This window comes from Microbacterium sp. M (genome assembly GCF_045181065.1).
Lineage (GTDB): Bacteria > Actinomycetota > Actinomycetes > Actinomycetales > Microbacteriaceae > Microbacterium.
Window position 1 is genome coordinate 2,872,515 of the sequence record NZ_CP173721.1, and the last position, 20,961, is coordinate 2,893,475.

General features: G+C 68.9%; 17 protein-coding genes. 6 read left to right on the forward strand and 11 right to left on the reverse strand.

Annotated features, from left to right (window positions below):
* Positions 1 to 76: 76 nt before the first annotated feature.
* Positions 77 to 1,096: an ABC transporter permease gene (locus ACI7YT_RS14195; RefSeq protein WP_406246269.1), complete on the reverse strand. Its 1,020-nt coding sequence runs from the start codon at positions 1,094 to 1,096 to the stop codon at positions 77 to 79.
* Positions 1,093 to 2,061, reverse strand: coding sequence for an ABC transporter ATP-binding protein (locus ACI7YT_RS14200; RefSeq protein WP_406246270.1), 969 nt, complete (start codon positions 2,059 to 2,061; stop codon positions 1,093 to 1,095). Before ACI7YT_RS14200 ends, ACI7YT_RS14195 begins: the two co-directional genes overlap by 4 nt.
* A 98-nt stretch (positions 2,062 to 2,159) precedes the next feature.
* Between ACI7YT_RS14200 and ACI7YT_RS14205 the strand changes: the two genes are divergently transcribed.
* The gene (locus ACI7YT_RS14205) at positions 2,160 to 2,558 is read left to right on the forward strand and encodes a YccF domain-containing protein (protein WP_376179045.1); all 399 of its coding nucleotides are present in this window, start codon (positions 2,160 to 2,162) and stop codon (positions 2,556 to 2,558) included.
* 10 nt (positions 2,559 to 2,568) lie between these two features.
* Here ACI7YT_RS14205 and ACI7YT_RS14210 read toward each other — a convergent pair whose 3' ends face one another.
* Positions 2,569 to 3,555, reverse strand: a complete 987-nt coding sequence (locus tag ACI7YT_RS14210) for a glycerophosphodiester phosphodiesterase family protein (protein WP_406246271.1) — start codon at positions 3,553 to 3,555, stop codon at positions 2,569 to 2,571.
* 88 nt (positions 3,556 to 3,643) lie between these two features.
* Between ACI7YT_RS14210 and ACI7YT_RS14215 the strand changes: the two genes are divergently transcribed.
* Both ACI7YT_RS14215 and ACI7YT_RS14220 read left to right on the forward strand, forming a co-directional pair.
* Positions 3,644 to 4,558: a Bax inhibitor-1/YccA family protein gene (locus ACI7YT_RS14215; RefSeq protein ID WP_406246272.1), complete on the forward strand. Its 915-nt coding sequence runs from the start codon at positions 3,644 to 3,646 to the stop codon at positions 4,556 to 4,558.
* Positions 4,559 to 4,683: 125 nt separating this feature from the next.
* Positions 4,684 to 4,956 (forward strand): GlsB/YeaQ/YmgE family stress response membrane protein, encoded by a 273-nt coding sequence (locus ACI7YT_RS14220; protein ID WP_406246274.1) that lies wholly within the window; start codon positions 4,684 to 4,686, stop codon positions 4,954 to 4,956.
* A 2-nt stretch (positions 4,957 to 4,958) separates the two neighbouring features.
* On the opposite strand, the gene ACI7YT_RS14225 is transcribed toward ACI7YT_RS14220, so the two are convergent.
* Positions 4,959 to 6,233, reverse strand: coding sequence for an RNA polymerase sigma factor (locus ACI7YT_RS14225; protein WP_406246275.1), 1,275 nt, complete (start codon positions 6,231 to 6,233; stop codon positions 4,959 to 4,961).
* Position 6,234: 1 nt separating this feature from the next.
* Positions 6,235 to 6,660, reverse strand: a complete 426-nt coding sequence (locus tag ACI7YT_RS14230) for a YciI family protein (protein ID WP_406246277.1) — start codon at positions 6,658 to 6,660, stop codon at positions 6,235 to 6,237.
* A 132-nt stretch (positions 6,661 to 6,792) separates the two neighbouring features.
* On the opposite strand from ACI7YT_RS14230, the gene ACI7YT_RS14235 reads away from it, so the two are divergent.
* Both ACI7YT_RS14235 and ACI7YT_RS14240 read left to right on the forward strand, forming a co-directional pair.
* Entirely contained in the window at positions 6,793 to 8,766 is a 1,974-nt protein-coding gene (locus ACI7YT_RS14235; protein ID WP_406246278.1) for a TPM domain-containing protein, read from the forward strand.
* A gap of 20 nt (positions 8,767 to 8,786) precedes the next feature.
* Positions 8,787 to 9,428, forward strand: a complete 642-nt coding sequence (locus tag ACI7YT_RS14240; RefSeq protein WP_406246280.1) for an HAD family hydrolase — start codon at positions 8,787 to 8,789, stop codon at positions 9,426 to 9,428.
* A 102-nt stretch (positions 9,429 to 9,530) separates the two neighbouring features.
* On the opposite strand, the gene guaA is transcribed toward ACI7YT_RS14240, so the two are convergent.
* Both guaA and ACI7YT_RS14250 read right to left on the reverse strand, forming a co-directional pair.
* Positions 9,531 to 11,108, reverse strand: coding sequence for a glutamine-hydrolyzing GMP synthase (gene guaA / locus ACI7YT_RS14245; RefSeq protein WP_406246282.1), 1,578 nt, complete (start codon positions 11,106 to 11,108; stop codon positions 9,531 to 9,533).
* Positions 11,105 to 11,638, reverse strand: a complete 534-nt coding sequence (locus tag ACI7YT_RS14250; protein WP_406246284.1) for a DUF3817 domain-containing protein — start codon at positions 11,636 to 11,638, stop codon at positions 11,105 to 11,107. Before ACI7YT_RS14250 ends, guaA begins: the two co-directional genes overlap by 4 nt.
* 110 nt (positions 11,639 to 11,748) lie before the next feature.
* Between ACI7YT_RS14250 and ACI7YT_RS14255 the strand changes: the two genes are divergently transcribed.
* The gene (locus tag ACI7YT_RS14255; protein WP_406246286.1) at positions 11,749 to 12,357 is read left to right on the forward strand and encodes a VOC family protein; all 609 of its coding nucleotides are present in this window, start codon (positions 11,749 to 11,751) and stop codon (positions 12,355 to 12,357) included.
* A gap of 60 nt (positions 12,358 to 12,417) precedes the next feature.
* Here ACI7YT_RS14255 and ACI7YT_RS14260 read toward each other — a convergent pair whose 3' ends face one another.
* The 4 genes from ACI7YT_RS14260 to ACI7YT_RS14275 form a co-directional block, all read right to left on the reverse strand.
* Positions 12,418 to 17,037 (reverse strand): ExeM/NucH family extracellular endonuclease, encoded by a 4,620-nt coding sequence (locus tag ACI7YT_RS14260; RefSeq protein ID WP_406246287.1) that lies wholly within the window; start codon positions 17,035 to 17,037, stop codon positions 12,418 to 12,420.
* 207 nt (positions 17,038 to 17,244) lie between these two features.
* Positions 17,245 to 18,000 (reverse strand): SURF1 family protein, encoded by a 756-nt coding sequence (locus ACI7YT_RS14265; RefSeq protein WP_406250587.1) that lies wholly within the window; start codon positions 17,998 to 18,000, stop codon positions 17,245 to 17,247.
* A gap of 55 nt (positions 18,001 to 18,055) precedes the next feature.
* Complete coding sequence (locus tag ACI7YT_RS14270) at positions 18,056 to 19,174, reverse strand: GuaB3 family IMP dehydrogenase-related protein (RefSeq protein WP_406250588.1); 1,119 nt, start codon at positions 19,172 to 19,174, stop codon at positions 18,056 to 18,058.
* Positions 19,175 to 19,223: 49 nt separating this feature from the next.
* Positions 19,224 to 20,912, reverse strand: coding sequence for an ABC-F family ATP-binding cassette domain-containing protein (locus ACI7YT_RS14275; RefSeq protein WP_406246289.1), 1,689 nt, complete (start codon positions 20,910 to 20,912; stop codon positions 19,224 to 19,226).
* Positions 20,913 to 20,961 lie beyond the last annotated feature (49 nt).

Genomic DNA, 20,961 nt, shown 5'->3' on the forward strand with positions numbered 1-20,961 from the left:
ATCGAGTCTATGCGGCACCACCGACACCGCGGTTCGCGGCTGCGGCGGCTCCCTCCCAGCGCCCCGACGCAACGCCTCAGGCGATCCGCGTACCTGGTGGCAGGCGCCGTGCCGGCGTCCGCGTGCGCGACCAGGCGCCGGCGAACAGGCCGCCGGCGATCAGGATCTGGATGCCGAGGCCGACGAACCAGCTCGGCACCGTCCCTTCCATGATCTCCTCCGGCGTGCGCATGTCGCCGTAGTTCCCCGCGCACTCATCCCAGCGCTGCTCGACCGGCGACTGCTGCGCCGCTCGCACGCCGAGCTTGATCTGACCGAACAAGTCGACCGGATAGCCGTCATCGTTGAACTCCGTCGGCGTCGCATCGGCGAGCACGACGAAGGGGTTGGCGGCCAGCACCCACCACACGCGGTCGAACCGCGGAACCTCGTAGGTGTAGGTCTCCCACTCGTCGCAGTTCACTTCGCCTTTCGTGTCGTAGGGCCGGCTGTAACTGGTCGCCTCGCTGCGCAGCGCTGCGCCACCGAGCCCGAACACGATGAGCGTTCCGATCGTGAGGGCGGCGACGACGAGGTACGTCGCGGCGACCGAGAAGAGCGGACGCGCGATGATCCCGCTCAGTCCCACGCCGATCGTGGCGACGATCACGATCTCGACGGCCAGGATCAGCAGCGAGACGAGCAGCACGAGCGCGTTCGCACCGCCGCCGAGCAGCCCGATCGCGAGGAACGGCAGTGCGACCAGCAGGAACGCTCCGCCGGTCGCGATCGCGGCGAGGAGCTTTCCGAGCATGATGTCGCCCGTGGACGCCGCCGTCACCTGGATCGCTGCGAGCGTCGCCGCCTCGCGGTCGCCGTTGATCGCGTTGCCGCTGAGCGTCGGCGAGACGAGCACGACGAGCAGCAGCACGACGTTCACGATGATCGAGTACACCCCGGCACCCATCGCGTCGCCCCAGGAGTAGACCATGAAGGCCAGTGCGGTGATCCCGACGAGCAGCAGCGCGAAGACGCCGAGCAGGATGTACCAGCCGATGCTGCGCAGCCGCTGCGTCAGCTCGAGTCGTGCGATCGTTGCGATGTGCGCGGCGCTCATGCTCCTGCCTCCGTTCCGGACGAGGGATGCGCCGGCGGCGATGCGGTCGCGCTGCGAAGGTTGAGGAACGTGTGCTCGAGGGCGCTCTGCGCCGGTGCGAACTCCGCGACCGCGAGCCGCGCCTCGACGAGCAGTCGCAGGGCGCCTGCTGCGGCATCCTCGCCGGGGAACCCGACGACGACCGCACCGCGGTCCGCTCCGACCGACTCGACCGGGATGCCGAGAGTCGACGCGACCTGCCAGGCATCGGCGCTGAAGCGCTCATCGGTCGCGCCTGCCAATCGGATGCGCCAGGCCCGGGTCGCCGACGGGGCGGGGGCCGCATCGACGACGGAACCCGCGACGAGGAACACCGCGTCGTCGACGACCTCCTCCAGTTCGGACAGGATGTGGCTCGAGATCAGCACCGTCCTCCCCTGGCTCGCGAAGTCGCGCAGCAGCATGCGCAGGTGCACCCGTGCTTGCGGATCGAGTCCGGATGCCGGCTCGTCGAGCAGCAGCACCTGCGGGTCGTGCACGAGCGCGCGCGCCAGTCCGAGCTTCTGCTTCTGCCCGCGTGAGAGGACCTTCGCAGGCGCGTCCGCGAGATCCTGCAGGCCGACCAGCGCCAGCAGTTCGGTCGCGCGAGCCGCCGCATCCGGCGTGGACATGTCGTACAGCCGAGCCGTCGTGGTGATGGTCTCCCTGGCTGTCAGTGACGGCCAGGCGCCCAGCGCATCCGGCATCCATCCGAGGAGCCGCCTCGCTGCGAGCGGCTCGGTCACTGGGTCGATCTCGCCGATGCGGATGCTGCCGGTATCGGGCGCGAGCAGCGAGGCGAGCATCAGCAGCAGCGTGGTCTTCCCCGCGCCGTTCGGGCCGACGAGTCCGGTCACTCGACCGGCTCTGGCCTGGAAGCTCGCGTGCCGGACGGCGTGCACTTCGCCGAATGATCTGGTGACGCCCTCGGCGATGATTCCGCTCATCCGGTCATCATGGCATCGCGGAGCACCCGAACCGCGGAACTGCCAGGTGACGCTCAGCGCATGGTCGATCCTCAGGCGCGCACTGGCAGAATCGGGGCATGCGCACGATCCTCAACATCATCTGGCTGATCCTGGCCGGATGGGCACTGTTCCTCGGCTACGTGCTCGCGGGCATTCTGCTGTGCATCCCGATCATCACCATCCCGTGGGCGATCGCCTCCTTCCGCATCGCCGGCTACGCCATCTGGCCGTTCGGGCGCGAGGTCGTCAGCAGGCCGACCGCCGGCGTCGGATCCTTCCTCGGCAACGTCATCTGGGTGATCCTCGCCGGATGGTGGCTCGCGATCGGACACATCGTCTCCGGCATCGCGCTGTGCATCACGATCATCGGCATCCCGATGGGCATCGCCGATTTCAAGCTCGTGCCCGTGTCGCTGATGCCGCTGGGCAAGGAGATCGTCAAGTCGGGCACCGGCGCCTTCGACCGGACGCTGTGACCTCCGGAGGTCAGTTCCGGAAGAAACCAACGCCGAGATCAGGGTGGTCGACGAAGACGCCGTCGACACCGGTGCGTGCGATCGCGCGCCACTCCCCCTCGTAGTCGCCGTAGGCCTCGCGCGGACCGTCGCTGCGGAACTCCGGCGAGAGGAACGCGTTCTCCGGGCGGCACGTCCAGGTGAACACCTGCAGGCCTCTGGCATGCGCGTCGGCGACGATCGAATTCGGCGTGCTCAGCAGCATCCGCTTGTTCACACTGATCCCGTCGACTCGGCCGACGAGGCCGTCCAGACCGGCCGGCTCCACCGTGGCCGGGTAGGTCAGCGCCTTCTTTCCGTGCGCGACGAGCTGATCGTACGGCCGCCCTTTCGCCTCGATCAGGTACACAGAAGATGCCGCGATGCCTGCCGCGCGCAGCTGCGCGAGCACGGTCGACTCGAAGGACTCGATGATGAGCGGCAGCTCGCCGTCCGCCCAGCCCGCGGCGCGCAGATCACGCGCGATCAAGGGCGCGAGGCCGAGACCGATGCTCTCGAAGTACGTCGCATGCTTGATCTCGAGCACGACGCCGATCTCGCGCCCGTGCTCGGCCGAGCCGTCGCGCACGAGGTCGAGGACGTCGATCAGCCGGAGGATCGGCTGTCCGCGGTCGAAGCTGGCGCTCGACTGCCGGAGCTCGGGAACCCGCTCTCGGACGCGCAGCGTGGCGAGTTCGTCCCAGGTGAAGTCCTCGGTGAACCAGCCGGTCAGCGCCTGGCCGTCGATCCGCTTCGTGGTCTTGCGCTCGGCGAATTCCGGATGGTCGGCCACATCCGTGGTCCCCGAGATCTCGTTCTCGTGGCGCACGACGAGCACTCCGTCGCCGGTCGCGACCACGTCGGGCTCGACCGCGTCCACTCCCATCGCCAGTGCGAGCTCGTAGGCGGATCGGCTGTGCTCCGGCCGATACCCGGATGCGCCGCGATGACCGATGACGAGGGGCGCATTCCTTGGCATGCTCTCAGCGTAGAACAGCGCACGCATCCGACAGCCCGGGTACTGTATTAACAAGCGATATCAAGACCCCCCTTGGAGTGAGGCCACGATGAGCAACTTCGCATTCAACAACCCGGCTTTCCAGCAGCAGGATCCGCGCAATGTCGCGACCTACCCCGGCGGACCGCAGGCGGCTCAGGGCGCGCAGGCGGCCTCGTTCCAGCACGCCGGAGTGGATGCCGCCACGAACGCGCAGCTGGAGGGCATGTACGCCGCTCCCGCCGCCGGTGCGGTCGAGACCGACCGGATGAGCGTCGAGGACACCGTCTGGAAGACCGTCGGACTGTTCGTCGTCCTGCTCGCCACCGCCGCGGTCGGCTGGGTGTGGACGCTGGGCGGCACACCGTTCCCCGAGCGTGCTGCTGCCGTCTCGATGGTGCCGTGGATGGTCGGCGCACTCGTCGGTTTCATCCTCGCGATGGTCGTGACGTTCACGTCCCGCAAGAAGGTGCGCCCAGCGCTGATCTTCGCGTACGCCGCCTTCGAGGGCCTCTTCATCGGTGCGATCTCTGCGTTCTTCGAGATGATCTGGCCCGGCATCGTCGGACAGGCGACGCTCGCGACCGTCGCCGTCGTCGGTGTCACCCTGGCGCTCTTCGCCAGCGGCAAGGTCCGCGCTTCCAAGAAGATGACCAAGATCGTCATGATCGGCATGATCGGTTACCTCGTCTTCGGCGTCCTGAACCTCATCGGCATGTGGACCGGACTCATCGACCCGCAGCTGACCTTCGGCATCTACAGCATGAAGATCATGGGCATCCCGGTCGGACTGCTCATCGGCCTCCTGGTCGTCTTCATGGCCGCGTACTCGCTGGTCATGGACTTCGACCAGATCCAGCAGGGCGTGCGCAACGGTGCTCCCCGCAAGTACGGATGGCTCGGCGCGTTCGGCATCATGGTCACGGTCGTGTGGCTGTACGTCGAGATCCTGCGCATCATCGCGATCGTCCGCGGCGACAACTGACGTCGCGACCTCGCTTCACGGAAGGCCCGTCTCCTCGGAGGCGGGCCTTCCGCGTTGTCAAGGGGTTGTCGTAAGTTCTCGCGACGGCCAGTCTGGGGACACCGACTACAGAAAAGGAGCCCACCATGAGCTTCCTCGGATTCCTCCTCCTCGGACTGATCGCCGGTGCGATCGCCAAGTTGATCCTGCCAGGACGGCAGGGCGGCGGGTGGTTCATCACCCTTCTGCTCGGCGTCGTCGGTGCGATCCTCGGCGGCTGGCTGGGCAGTCTCCTGCTGAACCGTCCGCTCACGGAGTTCTGGGACCTCGGCACCTGGTTGCTCGCCATCGGCGGCGCGATCATCGTGCTGCTGATCTACGGGCTCATCGTCGGCCGCGGTCAGAAGGTCGACGACTGACCTCAGTCGCGAGCCTTGGCCTCCAGAACGGCCCGTTCGCGGTCGTTGCCCGCCAGCCGGGCAGCGGCCGCGAATTCTGCGCGCGCCTCGTCCTCGCGGCCCATCCTCAGCAGGAGTTCCCCGCGCGTAGCCGGCAGCAGGTGGTAACCCCTCAGCGCACCTGAGGACGCGAGACGGTCGATCTCCCGCAACGCGGATGCGGGCCCGGTGGCCATCGCGATCGCCGCGGCGCGGTTGAGTTCGACGACGGGCGACGGCGCGATGCGGCCGAGCGCCTCGTAGAGCACGACGATGCGATCCCAGTCGGTGTCGCCGATGGAGGGTGCGACGGCATGGCACTCGGCGATCGCCGCCTGCAGACCGTACGCGGTGCGGGCACCGAGATCGTCGGCGCGGGCGAGTGCCGCTCGCCCGGCGGTGATGCGGCCGCGGTCCCAGCGTCGGCGGTCCTGATCGCCGAGGAGCACCGGGTCGCCGTTCGCGTCGATGCGGGCCGGGAAGCGCGCCGCAGTGAGCTCCATGAGGGCGAGGATGCTGTGGGCATCGCGCTCCTTCGGCAGCAGCGCCACGAGCACCCGTGCGAGACGGATCGCCTCGAAGCTCAGCTCCGGACGCATCCAGTCCGGGCCACTCGAGGCCGCGTGGCCCTCGTTGAAGATCAGGTAGAGCACTCCCAGCACGGCGCTCAACCGCGCCGGCTGCTCCTGACTCGGCGGCACCTCGAACGGCACGTTCGCTGCGGCCAGTGTCTTCTTCGCCCGCACGATGCGCTGCTGGACGGTCGCGGTCGGGATCATGAACGCGCGCGCGATCTCCTCGCTCGAAAGTCCGGCGACGACGCGCAGCGTCAGCGCCACCTGCGCCTCGCGGGAGAGAACGGGGTGGCAGGAGATGAACACGAGCCGCAGCACGTCGTCATCGATCTCGTCGGGGTCCCAGGGGTCGGCGGTCGCGGCATCCGCCTGCTCCTTCTCGAGATCGTGAGCGATCGCCGCCACGCGGTCGTCGAAGCGCTCCTGACGCCGCCAGCCGTCGATCGCGCGGCGCTTGGCAACGGCGGTGAGCCAGGCGGCCGGGTTTCGCGGCACCCCCTCCGACGGCCATTGCTTCAGCGCCTCCACGATCGCCTCCTGCGCGAGGTCCTCGGCCGACGAGAAGTCTCCGACCATGCGGGTGAGCGTCGCCGTGATCTTCGCGGACTCGATGCGCCAGACGGCGGCGAGGGCGCGCTCCACGTCTGTGGAGTGCGCCCTTGGCGCGGGTGAGGTCTCGCTCATGTCAGCCCTGGGCGCGCTGCGCCTGCTCCTCGCGCCAGCCCTCTTCCTTCTGGATCCACTCGTTGTCCTCAGGGAAGTCGCTCATCTCCGTGACGCGACGCACCTCGAGGAAGGCACCGGCTCCGAGGGGCGCGCGCTTGGCCCACTCGACGGCTTCCTCACGCGACGAGACCTCGATGATCCAGAAGCCGTTGAACAGCTCCTTCGTCTCACCGTACGGACCGTCGGTGACGAGCGGCGTCTCGGCGGAGTAGTCGACGACGAAGCCCTCTGCTGCGTCCGTCAGCCCTTCGCCGGCCACGAGCACGCCGGCCTTCATCATCGACTCGTTGTACTTCCCCATGGCCTCGATGATCTGCTCGAAGGGGATCTCCTGATACGCCTCGACACCCGAGTCGTCTGCGCGCATGATCAGCATGTACTTCATGGTTGTTCTCCTTGATGTGGGGCCGTGTCTCGACCCTCTCACTGAAGACGTCGAACGGGAAGACACCGGATCGACACGGCATCCGAATTTCTTCCGAAAATCCTCTGCGGGCCGACGCGATAGCCTCTGGGGGTGACGAAGCGGATACGACCGACGCGCGCCTGGGGACTGGTCGCGCTGCTCACTGCCCTCATGATCGGCTCCGGCGCCGCGCACGCCGAGACCCCGCCGGAACTCGATCAGGGCTACGTCACGGACCTGTCCGACGTGCTCGACGATGCGGAGGAAGCGCAGCTCGAGCAGCAGCTCGGAGAACTGGCTTCAGCCGAGGGGCGCCCCGAACTCTTCGTCGTGCTCGTGCCGGACTTCGAGAACCCGGGCAACGCGCTCACCTGGGCCGACGAGACGGCGCTGCGCAGCAATCTCGCACCGGATCAGTACCTGCTGGCGATCGCCACCGACGGTCGCAGCCTGGCCATCTCAGCCGAGTACGGGGATGACGGGGTCGCAGCCGGACCGCTGTCCGAGTCCCGCGTGCTCGACATCGAGGACGAGCTCGGTGCGGAGTATCTCGCCGACGACGACTGGGTCGGCGGAATCGAATACGTCGCCGACGAATTCGACGAAGTCCCCTGGCCGTGGTGGGTGTGGGTGCTCGGCCTCGCAGGTCTCGCGCTGATCATCTTCCTCGTCGCGCGTCTCGTGATCTTCCTGCGGCGACGGGCCGCCCTGGCCGCCGAGCTGCGGACCCTGGAGGGCCAGAAGAAGCGCGCCGCGCGCCTGCTGGTCCAGACCGATGAGGCGGTGCGCACCAGCGAACAGGAGCTCGGCTTCGTCACCGCGGAGTTCGGCGAGGAGACCACGACCGAGTTCGCCGCCGTGCTGACCGAATGCCGAGGCCGCCTGCAGGAGGCGTTCCCGCTTCTGGAGAAGCTTCAGGATGCCCACGAGGACAGCCCGGACGACACCCGGTCCTGGACCGATGCCATCATCCGGCTGTGCGGGCAGGTCGACGACGACCTCGAGGGACGCAAGCGGGAGCTGGCATCGCTTCGGGCTCTGGCGGACGGGGCGGCCGACACGCTGACCCGGCTGCGGTCCGAGCGCGAGGCCGCTTCGGCCTTCCCCGGCGAGGCCGCGGATCGCCTGTCCACTCTCGCAGCGGCGTTCTCCGCGACCGAGCTCGTCGGCGTTGCGGACAATCCGGACGAGATCGACGGCCGGCTTCGCGCCGCGGACGTCCAGCTCGAGGCGCTGCAGAAGGCGGTGGACGCGCGCCGGCCGAGGGCCATCACCGTGGCCGTGCACGAGATCGAGCGACTGCTCGCGGAGGCGAAGGATCTGCGGGATGCCGTCGGCGCCGAAGCGGACGCACTCGCATCACGGACCACGGAGCCCTCGGCAGCAGCGCCAGGGGCGCCGGCGCAGGAAGCAGGGTCGGTTCTCGACAGAGCGAAGGCCGCCGTGCGAGCGGCGGAGCTCTCGGTGCAGGCGCGACCGGGCGAGGTGAGCTCGTTCCCCCTGACCCGCCTGTACTTCGCGCAGCGGCAGCTCGCCGAGGCCGTCGCCGCCACCGGATCCGGCGATGCGGAGCTGCGAGCGGCGTCCGCGCTCGCCGCCGCCGAGCAGGTGCAGAGTCTGATCGGATCGCCGGCCGCGCCGGAGAGCCGGCGGTTCGTCCGGTCGTCCGCTCCCGCTGAGGGCGACGCCGTCATGTTCGACGTGCCGACCGCCAGCGCGAGCGGACGAACGACGTGGAAGCGCTCCTACGCGTATGTGGAGGACGAGGACGATGGCACCGGCGGAAAGGCCGTCTGGGGCGGGATCACCGGAGGCGTGATCGGATTCTTCAGCAGCGTCAGCGTCGCCGACGGCGCACTGGGGCTCATCGTGATGTTCGTCATCGGCGGAGTCGTGCTCGGAGCCCTCTCCGGTGCGTTCGGCGGCAACGGCGGTAGCGGTGGTGGCGGCAGTTCCTCCGGGTGGGGCGGTTCGTCGCGCTCCTCCTCCTCGCGTTCGTCGTGGGGAGGGTCCTCGCGCTCCTCGAGCAGCCGATCCTCCGGCGGGAGCCGGTCGTCCGGCCGTTCCGGCGGGCGACGGTTCTGACCGCGGTCACGGACTCGCCTGTGGCCGAGCGCGTCGTCTTCTGGGACTTCGACGGCACCCTCGCGCGACGCGACGGCCTGTTCGCCGGGGCGCTCATCGACGCGCTGCGACAGGTCGATGCGAGCATCGCCGTCGATCGCGAAGACGTGCGGCCGCACCTGCGCACCGGCTTCCCCTGGCACACCCCGGACGTCACCACGTCGCCGCTCGCTCCGCAGGAATGGTGGGAACGGCTCCGCCCGGTCTTCGAGCGCGCATACCGCGCCTGCGGCGTCGGTGATGGCGTCGCGGTCGCAGCCGCGTCCGAGGTCGCGGCGCAGTTCTACCGTCTGGATGCGTGGGAGCTGATCGACGGCGCCGCTGATGCCCTCGATCTGGTTCGGGATGCCGGATACGCCAACGTGATCCTCAGCAACCACGGGCCAGAGCTCCCCGCGCTGATCGACGCCCTCGGGCTGCACGTCGACCTGACCATCACGAGCGGGGCCGTGGGCATCGAGAAGCCGAACCCGGCACTCTTCCGGTACGCGCTCGAGGCGGCGGACGCCGGCTCCGACACCTGGATGATCGGCGACAACCCGATCGCCGACGTCCAGGGCGCCCAGGCTCTCGGCATCCGTGCGTTGCTGGCAGACGGCGCTACCCGGATTCGCGCGGCGTGACGGTCCTGGAGGCGGCGCGGATCGTCGCGGCATCCGCCTGAGGCATCCGTGGCCGGAAACGACGCAGGAGCGGATGCCTCGGCATCCGCTCCTGCGTTCAGGTCACTCCCACTCGATGGTCCCCGGGGGCTTCGACGTGACGTCGAGCACGACCCGGTTGACCTCGCGCACCTCGTTCGTGATGCGGTTGGAGATCTTGGAGAGCACGTCGTAGGGAAGGCGCGTCCAGTCCGCGGTCATGGCGTCCTCGCTGGACACCGGACGCAGCACGATCGGGTGACCGTAGGTGCGGCCGTCGCCCTGGACGCCGACCGAACGGACGTCGGCCAGCAGCACGACGGGGCACTGCCAGATCTCCTGGTCGAGACCCGCCCTGGTCAGCTCCTCGCGGGCGATGGCGTCGGCGTCGCGCAGAATCTCGAGGCGGTCAGCGGTGACCTCACCCACGATGCGGATGCCGAGGCCGGGGCCCGGAAACGGCTGACGTCCCACGATCGCCTCGGGGAGTCCGAGGTCGCGGCCGATCTGACGGACCTCGTCCTTGAACAGGGTGCGCAGCGGCTCGATGAGCTCGAAGTCGAGGTCATCGGGGAGGCCGCCGACGTTGTGGTGCGACTTGATGTTCGCGGTTCCCGTGCCGCCGCCGGACTCGACGACGTCGGGGTACAGCGTGCCCTGCACGAGGAACTTGACCGGCTCGCCGGATGCCTTGGCCTCGTCCACGAGCTCGCGCTGGACCTTCTCGAAAGCGCGGATGAACTCGCGGCCGATGATCTTGCGCTTCTCCTCGGGATCCGTGACGCCCTCGAGGAAGCCGAGGAACGTATCGGCGGCGTCCACCGTGATCAGGCGCACGCCGGTCGAGGCGACGTAATCCTGCTCGACCTGCTCGCGCTCGCCCTTGCGCAGCAGACCGTGATCGACGAAGACCGCCGTCAGCTGGTCGCCGATGGCCTTGTGCACGAGAGCGGTCGAGACGGCGGAGTCGACGCCGCCGGAGAGCGCGGAGATGACCCGCGCCGAACCGACCTGCTCGCGGATGCGCGCGACCTGCTCCTCGATGACGTTGCCGCTGTTCCAATCCGCGGCGAGACCGGCGGCCTTGTGCAGGAAGTTCTCGATGACCTCCTGACCGTGGTCGGAGTGCTTCACCTCGGGGTGCCACTGCACGCCGTAGAAGCACTTCTCCGCGCTCCCGAAGGCGGCGACCGGAGTCGCCTCGGTGGACGCCAGCACCTCGAAGCCCTCGGGTGCACGCGCGACCTGGTCGCCGTGGCTCATCCACACGTTCTGCGTGTCGGGCTGTCCTCCGAGCAGCACTCCCCCATCTCCGGTGAGCGCGGCATCCGTGGCGCCGTACTCGCGCAGGCCGGTGTTCGCGACCTCGCCGCCGAGGGCGCGGGCCATCACCTGGAAGCCGTAACAGATCCCGAGGGTCGGGATGCCGAGGTCGAAGATCCCGCCGTCGAGCGCCGGAGCACCTTCTTCGTACACGGACGAGGGGCCGCCAGAGAGGATCAGCGCAACCGGGTTCTGCGCCGCGATCTCGGCGGCCGTGACCGTGTGCGGGACGATCTCGCTGTAGACGCCTGCCTCGCGGACGCGGCGGGCGATCAGCTGGGCGTACTGCGCGCCGAAGTCGACGACGAGCACGGGACGCTGGGCGGTGTCAGCGCTCATCGCGCGGCCTCCTGAGTGGTGGGGTCGGATGCGTCGGCCGCGATCGCGGCCTCGCGGGAAGCGAGATAGATCTTCACTTCACGGGAGACCTTGGCCTCCATGAAGAACGACAGCAGCGGCACGATACCGCCCAGTGCGAGCATGATGAAGCGCGGGAATGCCCAGCGCATCAGGCTCCACACGCGGAAGCACGCGAACAGGTAGACGACGTAGAACCAGCCGTGCGCCACGAGGACGAACTGCGAGAGGTTCAGGCCGCCGGCCGTCTGCCCGGTGGAGTCGAGCTCGCAGCCCATCCCGCCGGGGACGAACAGCGAATACCACTGGCATCCGTCGCCGACGATGACCGGGGCGAACCAGAGGAAGCCGCCCGAACCGCCCGCGAAGAGCTCGATGTGCGTGGGGCTGTACTTCAGGATCATCTCGGCCAGCAGCAGCAGGAGCATGACACCGGTGATGATCGACGCGATCTGGTAGAACTTCAGCGCCCCGCGGATCTTCGGGAAGGAGGCTGCTTTCGGTTCGCGCATGAGGTCCAGTCTACCCGCGCACCGGTACCGCTCCTGGCGTGCGGGCGGCGCCGCCAGGTCGGTCAGGAATCGAGAAGTCCCGCCCGATCCCGGACCGTAGCGTGATGGACATGAACAGCATCGAATCCCTCACTCTCGAGGTCTCCGACCTCTCGGCGGCTCAGGACTTCTACTCCCGCGTCTTCGGGCTCGGCGATCGCCTTCGGCTGCACGCATCGGATGCCGCGACGAGCGGTTTCCGCGGCTACACGCTGTCGCTGATCGTCGCCCAGCCGGCCGATGCACGGCTGCTACTGGACGACGCGATCGCCGCCGGCGCGACGGTCCTGAAGCCGGCCGCGAAGTCCCTGTGGGGCTTCGGCGGCGCCGTGCAGGCACCGGACGGCGCGATCTGGAACATCGCGACCTCGAGCAAGAAGGACACCGATCCGGCGAGCAGGGAGATCGAGAACGTCGTGCTGCTGCTCGGCGCCGAGAAGGTGTCGGACAGCAAGCAGTTCTACGTCGATCGCGGTATCGGTGTGAAGAAGAGCTTCGGCAGCTACGTCGACCTCGACACGCCGGAGGGCTCGATCGGGCTGGGCCTGTACAAGCGCGCGGCACTCGCGAAGTCCGTGGGGGTCGATTCCGAGGGCAGCGGCTCGCATCGCCTGGCGATCAGCAGCACGATCGGCGGCGCGACGGATCCGGACGGGTTCGTCTGGGCGCCGGCAGCCTGAGCCGAATACGACGGAGGCCGCCGGGATCGCTCCCGACGGCCTCCTTCGCGATTCAGCGGATCAGAACCAGCCCGTGATCAGATCCCAGATCGATTCCAGGATGTCGCGCACCGCGCCCTTGCCACCGCCGCGGTTGACGGTGACGGTGGCCGTGGCGGTGTCGCCGTCGGCCTGCGACACCTGGACGGTGTGCTTGCCGGGGTGGGTGTTCTTCGGCACCGTGACGGATGCCTGGAACGAGCCGTCCTCGCCGACCACGACCTCGCCGAGGTCGATGGCGTCACCCTTCTTGGGCTGCAACCGGATGGTGACCGTCTCACCCTGCTCGAAGTCGGCACCTGCGACGCTGAGAGTCTTGCCCGCCGAGACCTTCTTGGGCACCTCAATGGTGCCGGCGAACTCCACCGGCTCGGAGCCTGCGATCGTGAACGGAACCTGGACCGCCGTCCCCGTGCCGGCGACGGCGACGGTGAGCGACTGCTCGCCGAACACGCCGTCAGGCACCGTGAACGTCAGGCTCGCGCGGCCCACCTCGTCGGTCGTGTCGACGATCGTCGGGTCGATCTGACCCGAGGAGAGCACGGTCTCGCCCAGCGCTACCGTCACCTCGGAGCCGTTCGCCTCACCGGCGCTGAAGTTCAGCGAGGAGAGAGCGATCGTCACCTCGTCGCCGGCGCTGTAGCCGTCGGCATCCGCGGCGCTCAGCGCGACACCCACCGCGCGCTGCGCGAGGTCGGGCGTGGCTGTTGCGTTCGCATCGAACCACTCCACCATCGACGAGAGGTCGATCTTCCCGGTATCCGCCTTGTTCGCACCGTCGGCCAGAGTGAAGAAGTTGTCTCCACCGGCCGCCAGGAACGAGTTCGCCGCCACCAGATACGTCGCCACAGGGTCGATCGGCGTGCCGTCGAGCGTGATCGACGTGATGCGTTCGCCGACAGCGGCCGTCGGGTCGTAGGTGTACACCAGCCCCTCGGACACGCCGAGCTTCAGGAACGGACGGCTCGCCCCCGCCGGCTGCCACTGCTCCTCGAGCACGCTCTTGAGCTGGGCTCCCGTGAGATCCAGTGTGACGAGCGTGTTGGCGAACGGCTGCACCGTCGCCGCCTCGCGGAACGTCACATTGCCGTCCGGATCCGCCGCGCCGGCACTCGCGTATGCGAGGTTGGCGCGGATGCCCCCGGGGTTCATCAGCGCGACATCCGCGCCGGTGGCCCACTTCTGGACATCGGCCACGAAGTTGCCGATCGTCGACTCGCCACCGCGGTTCTCCGAGCCATTGGTCTGGCGCGCACGGTTGAAGTCCGCCGTGATCTCGCCGACCTTCTCGGCACCGAGCACATCGGCTTCGGCCTTGGCCGCATCGACGATCGACTGCACTTCGGTCACCGCCGGGTACAGCGCCACGCCATCCTGCGTGAGCGGCTTGATCTCGTTGGTGATCGAGATGAGCTCCTTCGACTCGGCATCCACCTGAAGATTCATCAGGCCGAAGTTCTCGCCGTACTGACCGGCCGAGACGACGGGTCGTCCGTCGATCACGTGGTTGTACGCGAGGTGGGTGTGCGCCGAGACGATCGCGCTCACGCTGTCGTCCACGCCCGCGACGATCTCGCCGAGCGCGGATTCCGGCGTGATGCTGGCGACGTCCGCGCTGGTCGCGCCCTCGTGGACGAGGAGGATCAGCACGTCGGCCTCGCCGTTGCCCGCTTCACCATCGGTGAGGTCGGCAGCGACGTCGTTGACGGAGTCGACGATGCTGCGCACTTCGAGATCCGCGATGCCATCCGGGGACACGAGGGAATCGAGCTCCTCGGTGACGGCTCCGATGAAGCCCACCGCGACGCCGTCGAGCTCGGTCACCCACGAGGGGGCGAGCGCCGGTTCGCCCGTCTCCGTCACGAAGACGTTGGAACTGATGTACTCCCAGTCCGCGCGGTCCTGCACGCGGCCCTCGAGGTCGTCCCAGCCCTGGTCGAACTCGTGGTTGCCCGCCGCGCTGACATCGAGCCCTGCGGCGTTGAGCGCGTCGATGGTCGGATTGTCGTCCTGGATGAACGAGGTGAACGTCGATGCGCCGATCAGGTCGCCGGCGGCGGCGAACACGGTGTTCGGGTTCGCTTCGCGCTGCTGTTGCACGGCTCCCGCGAGCACTGCCGCACCGGCAGCCTTGCCATCGGCTTCGATCCGACCGTGGAAGTCGTTGATCGTGACGATGTCGATCGATACCGGCGGGATCTCGCTCGAGATGCCGACGATGACCGGGTCGTGATCGCTGGACCGGAAGGGCGTGCCCGATTCGGCGGCGCCGAACGCGTAGCCGCGATCGCTCCACTCCGGCGAGTTGATCCCCCACACGCCGGTGCCGGTCACGGACTGAGTCAGCGACGGGGACGCGATCGCGTGGTCGAGAGAGCCGAGCTCGCCGTCGAACGTGTAGGTGTACTGCCCTGTCGCCTTCGCGGGAACCAGGTCGGTCCAGCCGGCCTGGGCGAAGACGTCGATCGGGTCCTCCTGGCCGTAGGCGTTGAAGTCGCCGAGCAGCAGGATATCGTCGCTGCCACTGGTCTGCGCGAGCGTCTCCGTGAAGGCCAGAAGCGACTGCGCCTGCGCGACGCGGTCGGCGTTGAAGAAGCCCTGCCCATCAGCCGGCTCCGCGCCGCCGCCGGACGGCGGCGACTTCGACTTGAAGTGGTTCGCGACGACCGAGACGAGCTTGCCGTCCGCGTCGAAGGTCTGCGCGATCGGCTCGCGGGCGTTGTCCCACACGGTCTCGTCGACGATGGTGGCGCTATCGCCCACCGGCGTCACGGCATCCTTCTTGTAGATGATCGCGTTCGTGATGACGTCGGTGTCGGTCTCCAGCAGCGCGGCCGGCGTCGGCACGTAGGCCCACACCTCTGAGCCGGCATCGGCGTTGAGTCCGTCGACGAGATCCGCGAGCGCCGAGTCGGCCGGCTTGCCGAAGTGGATCGAGTTCTCGATCTCCATCAGCGACACGACGTCCGCGCCCAGCGCGTTGATCGCCGTGACGATCTTCGACTTCTGGACCGCGAACTCCTCGGCCGTCTCGGCGCCCCGGGCATCCGGGTTCTCGCTGGACAGCGTCGTGAAGTAGTTGTAGACGTTGAAGGCTCCGACCTGCACGTCTCCACCAACCTCTGGCGCGGCATCCGTACGCGGGTTCTGCGCGGTGAAGCCGGCCTTGTAGGCCGCATCGCTCGCGTCGTCGATCGGGACGACGGACTGCAGCCGCCAGTCGTCGAAGCCGTACTGCAGCACGTGACCGGCATCCGCGAATTCGACCGCGTCGCCGTTGCGCACCACCGTGTCGGCCGTGAAGTACGGCTGCTCGCCCGGATGGGCGTTGCTCGTGACCTGCGACGACCATCCGTCGTCGAGCAGGATGCGCTCGGCACGGTTCTCGGCGGCGATCGCGTTCGCCGCATCGCCCGGCCTGGTGGTCTCGGTGCTCTTCACGTTCAGCTCACCGGGGTTCAGCCACAGCGTGCCGTAGTTGTACAGCTGGTGGCTGGAGGCGACCAGGTACGAGCCGGTCGGCGCGACGAGCATGTTCTCGTAGGCCTCGCGGTCGGCTCCGGTCACGGTGTCGGCGAGCGGAGTCAGAGCGGGAAGCCCTGCGCCGGCGGTGACGACCGCGACGTCGGAGACCGCTGCCGGGTTGATCTGCGTCTGGCCGTAGTATTCGCTGACCGTGCCGGTGACGGAGACGAGGTCCCCGATCGCGAGCGTCGGTGCCAGCGCGTTCAGGAACACGAAGACGCCGTCGGAGACGCCGGGCGTCGTGTCGGCGTCGCCGCCGGAGCCCTGGGTCTGGATCGAGACGCCCTTGTATCCGCCGGTGCGGTAGTCGCCCGTGACGACGCCTTCGACGGTGACGTTCCGGCCGTTCAGCGGCGACACGTCGCCCTGGCCCTGCACCTCGGCGATCGAGACCGCGGTCGGCTCCTCGGGCTCTTCCGGCTCCTCCGGCTCGGTGGCGCCGGAGTTCTGCGGCGTGATCGTCGCGGACAGCGTGAAGTCGACGCTGTTGTCGTCGGTGTCGACGGCATTCGCGCGGTTCAGCGACTTGACGTCGGTGTTCCCGGTCGGCGACGTCGCGGCGACCGTCTCGAACGTGTTCGAGGTGCCGTAGCCGAGCAGGTCGATCACACCGTCGACGGCGGTGATCGATCCGGGCGTCAGGGTCACGGCCGCCGTGCCCTCGACGAGGGCGAGCGTTCCGTTGGTGCCGCTCGGGTTCAGGTTGCCGACGGCATCCGGAGTCGGCAGCGCCTGCCCGTTCGCGCCGTTGCTGCCGCCCTGGACCAGGTAGTGGCCGCCGGCCGGGATCGCGCCGGAGAGCGGAACGACGCCGTTGAAGCCCGCGGTTCCGGTCGCCGAGCGGTACTGCAGCGACAGCCCATCGAGGGTCACTGGTTCGGACGTCGGGTTGTAGAGCTCGACGAACTTGTTCGTGAACAGCGCGCCGGCGCTGCCGCCGGACAGGTACGCCTCATTGATGACGACCCCTGTTCCGGTCGTGTTCGCTGAGGCGGGTGACGCGACGAGTGCGCCGGCGCCGAGGGCGGCGACGCAGGTCACGGCGAGGACGCTGACGCGCCCCCTGCGGAAGGACGCCGGAACCGTGCGGTTCGCGGCATCGGGGGCTGGCATCATCGTTGCTGTCTCCTCGATCGGGTAGTGCGTCGGTCCTCGTGAAACCGCCGCCCGTGGACGCTCTCAGCGCACACACATAATCGGGAGCATACGGATGGCCGGGGACACGAGCAACGGTGTTCGCCGAATCGTCATCGTCTGCTCACGCAATCGCCTCAGTAACGCTCAGATGCGCACCAGAGCACGCGCAGATGCGCGCGGGATCGGTCAGGATGCGGCAGCCGCGGCATCCTCGAAGTCCTCGACCTCGCGCTCCCAGGCATCCTTCGCGAGGCGGTACCAGATATAGAAGGCGAAGCCGGCGAAGACCGCCCACTCGGCCGCGTAGAACACGTTCAGCCAGTTGACCGGCGACAGCTCGTCCGGCGCCGGAGACGAGATGTCGACGAGCCCGGCAGGAGCCTCGAAGCCGGCGAGGTACGGGCGATAGACCGCGAGCCGATCCGCGTCGTGCCAGAGGTTCAGCAGGGCCGCCGGAGACATCCGATCCATGCGCTGCGGGTCGTCGACCGGGGGGACCTGCACGCCCTCGTCGGAGATGAGGCGCCCGCTGACGGTGGCCTCAGCACCCGCGGCGGTCTGTTCGAGAGCGAGGGCCGCGGCATCCGCGTCGTCCCGCTCCTGCGCCCAGCCCAGCGCGACCGCGATCGACACGCCGTCCGCGACCCGCAACTGCCCGGTGACCCAGTAGCCCTCGACGTCGTCGTTGAACCGCGACGAGACGACGAGGAAGTCGCCGCCGATCCACGTGCCGGTGGCTTCGGTGCGCTGACCGACGTACGGCTCGGGGAGGTATTCGCCGGGGACGACGACGTCATCCAGCGCGCGGAACTGCTCCGTGACGCCGGCCAGAGGCGGGTCGGTCTGGATCGCCCGTCCGAGCTGCCACTGTCCGAGGAAGGCGAAGACCCCTGCGACGAGCAGACAGAGGGCGAGCACGCCGATCCATCGCCGGCGCAGCATCACCTCGCGCAGCGTCGGAGGGAAGAGCTCTGGTGTGGTCACGGCAGGAGGATGCTCAGCCCTGCTCGTACGGAGCGAGCACGACCTCGACGCGCTGGAACTCCTTGAGGTCGGAGTAGCCGGTCGTCGCCATGGACTTGCGCAGAGCGCCGATGAGGTTCGCTGTGCCATCGGCCACGGGTGCGGGGCCGAAGAGGATCTCCTCCAGCGGAGCGATCGCATCGACGGCCACGCGGCGGCCACGCGGAAGCTTGGCATGGTGCGCCTCCGGACCCCAGTGGAAGCCACGGCCAGGCGCATCGGTCGCGCGGGCAAGAGCGACGCCGAGCATGACGGCATCCGCCCCCATCGCGAGCGCCTTGACGACGTCGCCCGAGGTGCCGACGCCGCCGTCGGCGATCACGTGCACGTAGCGTCCACCGGACTCGTCGAGGTAGTCCCGGCGTGCGGCGGCGACATCCGAGACGGCGGTCGCCATCGGCGCGTGGATGCCGAGGGTCGCGCGCGTCGTCGACGCCGCTCCCCCGCCGAAGCCGACGAGCACACCGGCGGCGCCGGTGCGCATGAGGTGCAGAGCCGCGGTGTACGTCGCGGCGCCGCCGACGATCACCGGGACGTCGAGGTCGTAGATGAACTTCTTCAGATTCAGGGGCTCGGCGGCGCTGGAGACGTGCTCGGCCGACACCGTCGTGCCGCGGATCACGAACAGGTCGACGCCGGCCGCGACGACCGTCTCGTACAGCTCCTGGGTGCGCTGCGGCGTGAGGGATCCGGCCACGGTGACGCCACCGGCGCGGATCTCGGCGAGCCGCGCCTTGATCAGTTCGGGCTTGATGGGCTCGCTGTACAGCTGCTGCATGCGCTGGGTGGCCTCTGCGGGGGCGAGCCCCGCGATCTCGGCGAGCAGCGGCTCCGGGTTCTCGTATCGGGTCCACAGACCCTCGAGGTCGAGCACGCCGAGGCCGCCGAGCTGTCCCAGCGTGATCGCGGTCGCCGGGCTCACGACCGAGTCCATCGGCGCGCCCAGCACCGGGATGTCGAACCCGTAGGCGTCGATCGTCCACGCCGTCGAGACGTCCTCGGGGTTGCGTGTGCGCCGTGAGGGCACCACCGCGATGTCGTCGAACGTGTACGCGCGACGTGCGCGCTTGCCTCGGCCGAGTTCGATGTCCATGCTCACCCGTCCAGCCTACCCGGACCCCGACGCGGTGCCCTTCCCCGGATCAGCGGGCGCGCACCACACGGCGCTCGTCCCAGACCGGCTCGTCGGCCGCGTACACCTCGCCGTCCGACCCGAACACGAGGAACCGGTCGAACGAGCGTGCGAACCAGCGGTCGTGAGTGACCGCGAGCACCGTGCCGTCGAAGCGCGTCAGCGCGTCCTCGAGGGCCTCGGCGGACTCCAGGTCCAGGTTGTCGGTCGGCTCGTCGAGCAGCAGCAGCGTCGCGCCCGAGAGCTCGAGCAGCAGCACCTGGAACCGCGCCTGCTGTCCGCCCGAGAGCGAATCGAAGCCCTGCTGAGCCTGCCGGACGAGGCCGTAGCGGTCCAGGGCGCTGCTCGCGGCATCCCGCGGCATCCCGGCCCGGCGATCGTCACCGCGATGCAGGATCTCCAGCAGTGTGCGCCCGGCGAACTCCGGATGCGCATGCGTCTGCGCGAACAGTCCTGGCACGACCCTGGCACCCAGAACAGCGCGCCCGGAGTGCGGCACCGGCGCGACCGACTCGCCCGTCGACGTCACGTGCCCGAGCGTCGGATCGGGGTCGGTTCCACCAGCGGCGAGCAGCCGGAGGAAATGGGACTTGCCCGAGCCGTTGGATCCGAGCACGCCGATGCGGTCGCCGAACCAGATCTCGGCGTCGAACGGCCGCATCAGGCCGGTGAGTTCCAGGCGCTCGGCGACCACGGCGCGTTTGCCCGTCCTCGCACCACGCAGGCGCATGTCGAAATCCTGCGCCGGCGGACGCTCCTCGGGTGGGCCGGCCTCTTCGAACTTGCGCAGTCTCGTCTGCGCCGCCCGGTAGCGCGACGCGAAGCCGTCGTTCGCCTCGGCCTTCACCTTGAGCGTCGCGACGAGAGTGCGCAGCTTCTCGTGCTGCTCATCCCAGCGACGTCGCAGCTCGTCGAGGCGGTCCATCCGGTCCTCGCGGGCCTGGTGATACGTCGCGAACCCGCCGCCGTGCACCCACGCGGTGGCACCGGCGCCACCGGGCTCGAGCGTGACGATCCGGTCCGCGGCGCGTGCGAGCAGCTCTCGATCGTGCGAGACGAGCAGCACCGTCTTGGGGGTCTGGCGCAGCTGCTCCTCCAGCCAGCGCTTGGCCGGGACGTCCAGATAGTTGTCCGGTTCGTCCAGCAGCAGCACGTCGTCGGGACCCCGCAGCAGCGCCTCGAGAGCGAGCCTCTTCTGCTCGCCGCCCGACAGCGTGACCAGTTCCCGATACCTCGCGCGTTCGTACGGCACGCCGAGGGCGGCGACGGTGCACTGATCCCACACCGTCTCGTGCTCGTATCCGCCCGCATCCGCGTACTCGGCGATCGCCGAGGCGTACGCCATCTGCGTGTCGTGCTCATCGCGCTCGATCAGCGCGTTCTCTGCGGCGTCGAGCGTCTCGGCTGCGGCTCGGATGCGGCCGGGAGCGACTCGGATCAGCAGCTCCTGCACCGTCTGCCCCGGCTCGCCGTGTCCCACGAACTGGTCCATGACACCGAGGCCGCCGTCGATCGTGACGGCGCCGGAGTCCGCCGCCGCGTCACCGCGGATGATCCGCAGCAGCGTCGTCTTGCCCGCGCCGTTCGGGCCGATCAGCGCGCTCGTCGAGCCGGCTCCGACGCGGAACGTCACCTCATCGAGGAGGGGCCTGCCATCCGGCAGGGTCAGCGAGATCGCCGAGACATCGATGTAGCCCACGGTGGGTCGTCCTTCCGCCCACCGCACCCGTCGTGAAGCAAGCCGACCA

What these genes read in the sequence shown, in the direction of transcription:
- ACI7YT_RS14200 (WP_406246270.1), bottom strand. Translation starts at nt 2,061, where the DNA reads ATGAGCGGAATCATCGCCGAGGGCGTCACCAGATCATTCGGCGAAGTG.
- ACI7YT_RS14210 (WP_406246271.1), bottom strand. Translation starts at nt 3,555, where the DNA reads ATGCCAAGGAATGCGCCCCTCGTCATCGGTCATCGCGGCGCATCCGGG.
- ACI7YT_RS14265 (WP_406250587.1), bottom strand. Translation starts at nt 18,000, where the DNA reads ATGCTGCGCCGGCGATGGATCGGCGTGCTCGCCCTCTGTCTGCTCGTC.
- ACI7YT_RS14215 (WP_406246272.1), top strand. Translation starts at nt 3,644, where the DNA reads ATGAGCAACTTCGCATTCAACAACCCGGCTTTCCAGCAGCAGGATCCG.
- ACI7YT_RS14250 (WP_406246284.1), bottom strand. Translation starts at nt 11,638, where the DNA reads ATGCGCGAACCGAAAGCAGCCTCCTTCCCGAAGATCCGCGGGGCGCTG.
- ACI7YT_RS14195 (WP_406246269.1), bottom strand. Translation starts at nt 1,096, where the DNA reads ATGAGCGCCGCGCACATCGCAACGATCGCACGACTCGAGCTGACGCAG.
- guaA (WP_406246282.1), bottom strand. Translation starts at nt 11,108, where the DNA reads ATGAGCGCTGACACCGCCCAGCGTCCCGTGCTCGTCGTCGACTTCGGC.
- ACI7YT_RS14230 (WP_406246277.1), bottom strand. Translation starts at nt 6,660, where the DNA reads ATGAAGTACATGCTGATCATGCGCGCAGACGACTCGGGTGTCGAGGCG.
- ACI7YT_RS14220 (WP_406246274.1), top strand. Translation starts at nt 4,684, where the DNA reads ATGAGCTTCCTCGGATTCCTCCTCCTCGGACTGATCGCCGGTGCGATC.
- ACI7YT_RS14255 (WP_406246286.1), top strand. Translation starts at nt 11,749, where the DNA reads ATGAACAGCATCGAATCCCTCACTCTCGAGGTCTCCGACCTCTCGGCG.
- ACI7YT_RS14270 (WP_406250588.1), bottom strand. Translation starts at nt 19,174, where the DNA reads ATGGACATCGAACTCGGCCGAGGCAAGCGCGCACGTCGCGCGTACACG.
- ACI7YT_RS14225 (WP_406246275.1), bottom strand. Translation starts at nt 6,233, where the DNA reads ATGAGCGAGACCTCACCCGCGCCAAGGGCGCACTCCACAGACGTGGAG.
- ACI7YT_RS14260 (WP_406246287.1), bottom strand. Translation starts at nt 17,037, where the DNA reads ATGATGCCAGCCCCCGATGCCGCGAACCGCACGGTTCCGGCGTCCTTC.
- ACI7YT_RS14205 (WP_376179045.1), top strand. Translation starts at nt 2,160, where the DNA reads ATGCGCACGATCCTCAACATCATCTGGCTGATCCTGGCCGGATGGGCA.